This window comes from Streptomyces sp. NPDC050732 (assembly GCF_040654255.1).
Lineage (GTDB): Bacteria > Actinomycetota > Actinomycetes > Streptomycetales > Streptomycetaceae > Streptomyces.
On record NZ_JBFAHP010000017.1, the window covers coordinates 172,604 to 179,740 of the forward strand.

The window sequence follows — 7,137 nt, forward strand, 5'->3', positions numbered from 1 at the left end:
TGTCAGTGGTGGGTCGTAGGGTCTGTCCTCATGGAAACCAGTACCGACGGTGCCGCGGCGGCCGTGCGCCCGGCGTCCCTGTCGCCCTCGCGCGCGGGCGATTTCATGCAGTGTCCGCTGCTGTACCGGTTCCGGGTGATCGACAAGCTGCCCGAGAAGCCGAGTGAGGCGGCGACCCGGGGCACTCTGGTGCACGCGGTTCTGGAGCGGCTCTTCGATGCCCCGGCGGGTGAGCGGACGGCGCCGCGTGCGAAGTCGCTCATTCCGGGTCAGTGGGACCGGTTGCGGGAGGCGAAGCCGGAGCTGACGGAGTTGTTCGCGGACGATCCGGAGGGCGAGCGCATGGCGCGCTGGCTGTCGGACGCGGAGAAGCTGGTGGAGCGCTGGTTCACGCTGGAGGATCCGACGCGTCTGGAGCCGGCGGAGCGTGAGCTGTTCGTGCAGGCGGAGCTGGCGTCGGGGCTGAAGCTGCGCGGGATCATCGACCGGGTGGACGTGGCGCCTTCGGGCGATGTCCGCATCGTGGATTACAAGACGGGCAAGGCCCCGCGTCCGGAGTACGCGGAGGGCGCGCTGTTCCAGATGAAGTTCTACGCCTTGGTGGTGTGGCGTCTGAAGGGTGTGGTGCCGCGCCGTCTCCAGCTCGTCTATCTGGGCAGCGGTGATGTGATCACGTATGACCCGGTGGTGGCGGATCTGGAGCGGGTGGAGCGGAAGCTGCTCGCGCTGTGGGAGGCGATCGAGCTGGCGACGGAGACGGGGAACTGGCGGCCGCGGCCGACCAAATTGTGCGGTTGGTGCGATCATCAGGCGGTGTGTCCCGAATTCGGGGGGACTCCCCCGCCGTATCCGCTTCCTGTGAGGGCGCCCGAGTCCGCGGAGGGCGGGCAGGGCAGAATGGGCGCGGACTAGCTGAAGGAGAGACACGTGGCCATCCGCGTCCTACTGGTCGATGACCAGCCGCTGTTGCGCACCGGGTTCCGGATGATTCTGGAGGCCGAGCAGGACATCGCGGTCGTCGGCGAGGCCGGAGACGGCCTGCAGGCTCTCGACCAGGTGCGGGCGCTGCAGCCCGATGTGGTCCTGATGGACATCCGCATGCCGCGGATGGACGGTGTGGAGGCGACCCGGCAGATCACCGGTCCCGGCCGGGACGGTCCGGCGAAGGTGCTGGTCCTGACGACCTTCGACCTCGACGAGTATGTGGTGGAGGCGCTGCGGGCCGGTGCCAGCGGCTTCCTCCTGAAGGACGCTCCGGCGAACGAGCTGGTGCAGGCGATCCGGGTGGTGGCGGCGGGTGAGGCGATGCTCGCGCCGAGCATCACGCGGCGGCTCCTCGACAAGTACTCCGCGCACCTGCCGTCGGGTGACGAGCCGGTGCCGGACACCCTGCACACGCTCACCGACCGGGAGGTGGAGGTCCTCAAGCTGGTCGCGCGCGGCTTGTCGAACGCGGAGATCGCGGCGGACCTCTTCGTTAGCGAGACGACCGTGAAGACGCATGTGGGCCATGTGCTGACGAAGCTGGGCCTGCGCGACCGGGTGCAGGCCGCGGTGTATGCGTACGAGAGCGGTCTGGTGCGTCCCGGCGCGCAGTGACCGGGTGCTTGCTCCGAGCGCGACGAAGGTGGCCGTCCCCGTGGGGGCGGCCACCTTCGTTCGTGGGGTCGGTCGGCGGTGCGGTCAGCCCTTGCTGATCTCCCAGAAGCGGAAGACGGTGGACGCGTCGAGGCAGGACTCCAGGCCGTAGACGCTGTCGCGGACGACGGCGTACTGCTTGGCCTGCCAGACCGGCAGGACGGGCAGCTGCTCGGCCACGATGTCCTGCAGCTGGCCGTACTGCTTGTCGGTCTTGGCGCGGTCGCTCTCCGTCGCGGTGCCGGGGATGATCTTCCCGGTGATGGTGCCGTTCTCGAAGTGGTTGCCGAGGACGTTGCCCTTGCCGAAGAACGGCTGCGTGAAGTTGTCGGGGTCCGGGTAGTCCGGCACCCAGCCCTTGACGTAGACGCCGTACTTGCCGGCCTCGATGTCCTTCTCGTACTGATCGAACGCGACGGACTTCACGTCGGCGTCGAAGAGGCCGGACGCGTTGAGCTGCTTGGCGATGGCCCGCAGCTCGTGGTCGGTGGCCGGGCCGTAGCGGGTCGGCGTCGACCAGAGCGTCAGCTTGACCTTGCCGTCGATGCCGTCGGAGCGGAGCGCGGCGGCGGCCTTGGCGCGCTGCGGGCGGGCGCCGTAGGTGTCGAAGAACGCCGTGTTGTGGCCGCTGATGCCGGCGGGGACGATCGAGTAGAGCGGCGTGGCCGTGTCCTGGTAGACCTCCTTGACCAGGGCGTCCCGGTCGAGGAGGTACGCCATGGCCTTGCGCACGCCGAGCTTGCCCGCCACCGGGTCCTTCATGTTGAAGACCAGGTGCTGCACCTCGGCGCTGGTGCCCTCGACGATGTCGACGTCCTTGGAGGTGTCCTGCTCGATGTCGGCGATGTCGGCGGCGGCGAGGCCTCGGTAGGCCAGGTCGATCCGGTCCTCCAGGAGCGCCTTCTTGAGGCCCTTCTGGTCGCCGTGGAAGAACTTGATGGCCACGCCTTCGTTCTTCACCTTGGCGGTGCCCTTGTAGCCGGAGTTGACGGAGAAGGCCGCCTGCTCCTTGTCGAACGAGTCGAGCTTGTACGGTCCGGAGCCGACGGCCTTGCCGTCCTCGCGCAGCCGGTTCATGTCGTACTCGCGGTGGTCCACGATGGAGCCGGCGCCCGAGGCGATCTTGCTGGGGAACGTCGCGTCGGAGTACTTCAGCTTGAAGACGACGGTCTTGGCGTCCGGTGCCTGTACCCGGTCGAGCATCGGGAACATGATCGCGGGGCCGTCGCCGTCGTTGATCTTCCGCATGCGGTCGAAGGAGAACTTGACGTCCTTCGACGTGAGCGCGTTGCCGTTGCTGAACTTCAGTCCGTCACGCAGCTCGCACTTGAAGACCTTCGCCTCCGTGTCCGTGAAGCCGCAGCTCTCGGCGGCCTCCGGCGCGGGCTCGGTGGCGCCCTTGGGGAAGCTCAGGAGCGACTGGAAGACGTTGTTGAACAGGAGCCAGGAACCGGGGTCGTAGCCGGATGCCGGGTCGGTGGCGAGGACGTCGTCGGACATCCCCATCACGACCGCGTCGCCCGTGTCCCCCGCGCCACCCGATTCCGTGCCACAGCCGGTCAGCAGGGCGGCGGCGAGCCCTCCCGTGAGGGGAAGGGCCAGCCACTGGTTACGACATTTCACTTACGTGCCTTTGGTGTTGTGGTCGTTCGCTGGAACTGGAGGTGCCCGCCAGGGGCGGACGGTCAGCCGCTGACGCCGCGGCTGAGCTCCCACAGCTGGAGGTTGGAGGAGGAGTTGAGGGCCCACTCGACACCCGTGATGTCGTCGCGTGCCGCGATGTACTGCTTGCCCTGCCAGAGCGGGAGCACCGGGACGTCGTCGGCGACGATGTCCTGGATGCGGCGGATGCTCTTGGAGGCGGCGAGCCGGTCGGCCTCGCGTCGCGACGTCGGGATCAGCTGATCGTTGATCGTGTCGTTCACGTACGGCGAGCCGAGGAAGTTGTCCTTGTCGAGGAACGGCGCGAGGAAGTTGTCGGCGTCCGGGAAGTCGGGGAACCAGCCCATGCCGTACGCCGCGTACTTGCCGTTGCGCTCGGCCGCGCGGAAGGTGTTCCACGGCACGCCCTTGATCGACACGTCGAACAGTCCGGAGTCGTTCAGCTGCTCGCGCAGCAGCTCGAACTCCTTCTTCGTGCCGGGGCCATAGTGGTCGGTGGTGTAGTGCAGCGTCATCTTCACCGGCGTGGAGATGTTCGCCTTGTTCAGCAGGGCGCGGGCCTTGGCCGTGCTCGGGTTGCCGTACTTGTTGAAGAACGAGTTGGCGTGCCCGGTGATGGTGGACGGGACCAGCGAGTACAGCGGGTCGGCCGTCGAGCCGTACACCGCGGAGGCCAGCGCGCCGCGGTCGACGAGCTGCGCCATGGCCTGGCGGACGGCCTTGGTCTTGGCCGTCGGGGCCTCGGTGTTGAAGGCGAGGTAGCGGATCTCCAGACCCTGCATCTCGACCACGTCGATCTTCTTGTCCTTGGCCCCGTCGTACTGCTTGACCTGCTCCGGCGACATGGTGCGCGTCATCAGGTCGATGTCGCCGTCCTCAAGGGCCTTGCCCATGGCGTCGGTGTCGGCGAAGTTGCGGAGCTCCACCTTGTCGCTCTGGACCTTGAACGCGCCCTTGTAGTGGGGGTTCTTGGTGAACACCGTCTTGACCAGGCGGTCGTCCTCGACCTCCTGCTTCGCCGTGTACGGGCCCGAGCCGTCCACGTCGAAGCCGTCCCGCAGCTTGTTCTTGCTGTAGTGGTCCTTGCTGATGATGCCGGCGGTCGGCGTGGCCAGCTTGAACGGGAACGTGGCGTCCGGGGTCTTGAGGTGGAAGACGATGTCGCGGTCGCCCTGGACCTCGATCTCTTCGACGTTCGACACCAGGCCGTCGGAACCGCTGGGGTACTTGACCTTGATGTCGCGGACCCGCTCGATGGAGAACTTCACATCGGCGGCCGTCAGCGGCTTGCCGTCGGAGAACTTCAGCCCCTTGCGCAGGGTGCAGGCGTAGCGCTCGTTGCCCGTGTCGGTGAAACCGCACTGCTCGGCGGCCTCGGGCTGCGGGTCGCCGCCGCCGCGCGGCATGGCCATCAGCGTCTGGACGGTCTGGCGCAGGATGTTCCAGGAACCGGCGTCGTAGGCGTACGCCGGGTCGAAGGGCGCCGGGACCTCCTTGGAGATGGCGAACGTGTCCGTGGTGCCGGCGGTGACCGGCTTGTCGCCGTCTCCGCCGTCCGAACCGCCGCACGCGGCGAGCGCGGGGGCGAGCAGACCTATGACTGCCGGCAGCACCAAAGTCTTGCGGTTCATGCTCGACGTTCTCCAGAGCTCTTGAATCCCGTGAATCCCGCAACGCGGGGTGAGGGTTGGTGGGGCACGGGGGGTGGGGCGATGTTCTCGCGACGAGATTAGTCCGCACCAGATGAGCTTCGGAGGGCGCATGAACCGCGTATCAATCACGCTGCGAAACCGGGCGTGGACACACCGATAACCCGACACCGGAAGGTTTCGTGCACGCTCCCACCAATCGGGACACAACGTCACGCCACCCGGCACCCCAAAGGGGCTCCCTGCATACGCCGGGCCCGCTGTCGACCCCCGCCGGAGTGGGAAACGTCACAGCTGACGGCGGGGTTCCGACGGTAGCTGTCAGAGGGTCATCAGGCCTTGCAGGAAAGGCAGGTTGACGTGTTCGAGGGAGGGGACGACGGTGCGGCCCGCGGCGGCGAGGATGGGGGCGACCGAGGGCACGGCCACCACCCGGCAGCCCGCGGCCTCCGCCGAGGCGACGCCGGTCGCGGTGTCCTCGATGACGGCGCATCTGGTGGGGTCCACGCCGAGCCCCCGGGCCGCGAGGAGGTACGGGTCGGGGTGGGGCTTGGTGCGGGCCACCTCGTCGCCGGCGACGGTGAGTTCGAAGTGGTGGGCGCCGACCGAGTCGAGGACGCGGTCGATGATGCGGCGGTGCGACGCGGACACCAGCGCCATCGGCACCTCGTGCGCGGCGAGTTCGGCGAGCAGGCGCGCGGCGCCCGGCATCAGCGGCAGGGAGCGGCCGATGCGGTCCTCGAAGCGGTCGTTGAGCAGCACGGTGAGCTCGGCGACGGTGATGTCGGCGCCGGTGGCCTCGATGAGGAAACCGGCGCTGCGCGTCATGGGGCCGCCGACGACGACATCGCGCCACGCCTCGTCGAGTGCGTGGCCGAGGGACGCGAAGACGTCGACCTCGGCGTCCCACCAGAAGCCCTCGGTGTCCACGAGGGTTCCGTCCATGTCGAGCAGCACACCCTGCAGCGCGGAGCCTTCGGCCGTTCGGGTGCCGAGCGCGGGAACCGTACTGGTCATGCGACCACACCTTCCATGAGGGACGAGAAGGCCGGTCGCCTCCTTCTTGCGGGAAGGCAACCGGCCTGCACTGGACCGACCAGTGTACGACTGCTCCGGATCAGCGCGCGTTGAAATAATTCGCCTCGGGGTGGTGGGTGACGATCGCGTCGGTGGACTGCTCGGGGTGCAGCTGGAACTCCTCCGAGAGCTGTACGCCGATCCGCTCCGGCTGCAGAAGCTCGGCGATCTTCGCCCGGTCCTCCAGGTCGGGGCAGGCCGGGTAGCCCAGCGAGTAGCGGCACCCCTGGTACTCGGTGCGGAACATGCCCTCGATCGCCGCCGGGTCGCTCCCGGCGATGCCCAGCTCGGAACGCACCCGGGCGTGCCAGTACTCGGCGAGGGCCTCGGCGAGCTGGACGGACAGGCCGTGCAGTTCGAGGTAGTCGCGGTAGGAGTCGGCGGCGAACAGTTCGGCGGTCGCTTCGCCGATCTTCGAGCCGACGGTGACCACCTGCAGCCCCACGACGTCCGTCTCCCCCGATTCCTCGGGGCGGAAAAAGTCCGCCAGGCACAGCCGGCGCCCGCGGCGCTGGCGCGGGAAGGTGAAGCGGGTGCGCTCCGACCCGTCGTCGTTGAGGATGATCAGGTCATCGCCCTTGGAGACACACGGGAAGTAGCCGTGCACGACGGCCGCCTCCAGCATGTTCTTGGTGTGCAGCTCGTCCAGCCAGCCGCGCAGGCGGGGCCGCCCCTCGCTCTCCACCAGCTCCTCATACGTGGGGCCGGTGCCGGTGCGGGCCTGCTTGAGGCCCCACTGGCCCTTGAACAGGGCGCTCTCATCCAGCCAGGAGGCGTACTCCTTGAGCTGGATGCCCTTGACCACCCGGGTGCCCCAGAACGGCGGAGTGGGCACCGGATTGTCGGTGGCCACCTCCGAACGGGCCGGCTGCTCCTCCTCGTTGACCTCCAGCACCGCGGTGGCGGCCTTGCTGGGCACCCGGCGCTGCTTGAGTTCGGGCAGGGTGGCGCCGGGCACGCCGCGCTTGACCGCGATGAGGGCGTCCATCAGGCGCAGGCCCTCGAACGCGTCGCGGGCGTAGCGCACCTCGCCCTCGTAGATTTCGTGCAGGTCCTGCTCGACGTAGGCGCGGGTCAGCGCGGCGCCGCCGAGGATGACGGGGAAGTCGGC

General features: G+C 68.4%; 6 protein-coding genes. 2 read left to right on the forward strand and 4 right to left on the reverse strand.

The genetic code is table 11. From position 1 onward, the window contains the following. Nucleotides 1–30 precede the first annotated feature (30 nt). Nucleotides 31–912, forward strand: coding sequence for a RecB family exonuclease (locus AB0H82_RS17915; protein ID WP_362993702.1), 882 nt, complete (start codon nucleotides 31–33; stop codon nucleotides 910–912). A 15-nt stretch (nucleotides 913–927) separates the two neighbouring features. Next, nucleotides 928–1,599: a response regulator transcription factor gene (locus AB0H82_RS17920; RefSeq protein ID WP_030782872.1), complete on the forward strand. Its 672-nt coding sequence runs from the start codon at nucleotides 928–930 to the stop codon at nucleotides 1,597–1,599. A gap of 84 nt (nucleotides 1,600–1,683) precedes the next feature. On the opposite strand, the gene AB0H82_RS17925 is transcribed toward AB0H82_RS17920, so the two are convergent. The 4 genes from AB0H82_RS17925 to AB0H82_RS17940 all read right to left on the reverse strand — a co-directional run. Continuing rightward, nucleotides 1,684–3,261, reverse strand: a complete 1,578-nt coding sequence (locus AB0H82_RS17925; RefSeq protein ID WP_362993704.1) for an ABC transporter substrate-binding protein — start codon at nucleotides 3,259–3,261, stop codon at nucleotides 1,684–1,686. 62 nt (nucleotides 3,262–3,323) lie between these two features. After that, entirely contained in the window at nucleotides 3,324–4,931 is a 1,608-nt protein-coding gene (locus AB0H82_RS17930; protein ID WP_362993706.1) for an ABC transporter substrate-binding protein, read from the reverse strand. Nucleotides 4,932–5,270: 339 nt separating this feature from the next. Then, nucleotides 5,271–5,966 (reverse strand): HAD family phosphatase, encoded by a 696-nt coding sequence (locus AB0H82_RS17935; protein ID WP_362993708.1) that lies wholly within the window; start codon nucleotides 5,964–5,966, stop codon nucleotides 5,271–5,273. 100 nt (nucleotides 5,967–6,066) lie between these two features. Continuing rightward, a partial coding sequence (locus AB0H82_RS17940; RefSeq protein WP_362993710.1) for a vitamin B12 dependent-methionine synthase activation domain-containing protein occupies nucleotides 6,067–7,137 on the reverse strand: 1,071 nt, incomplete at its 5' end.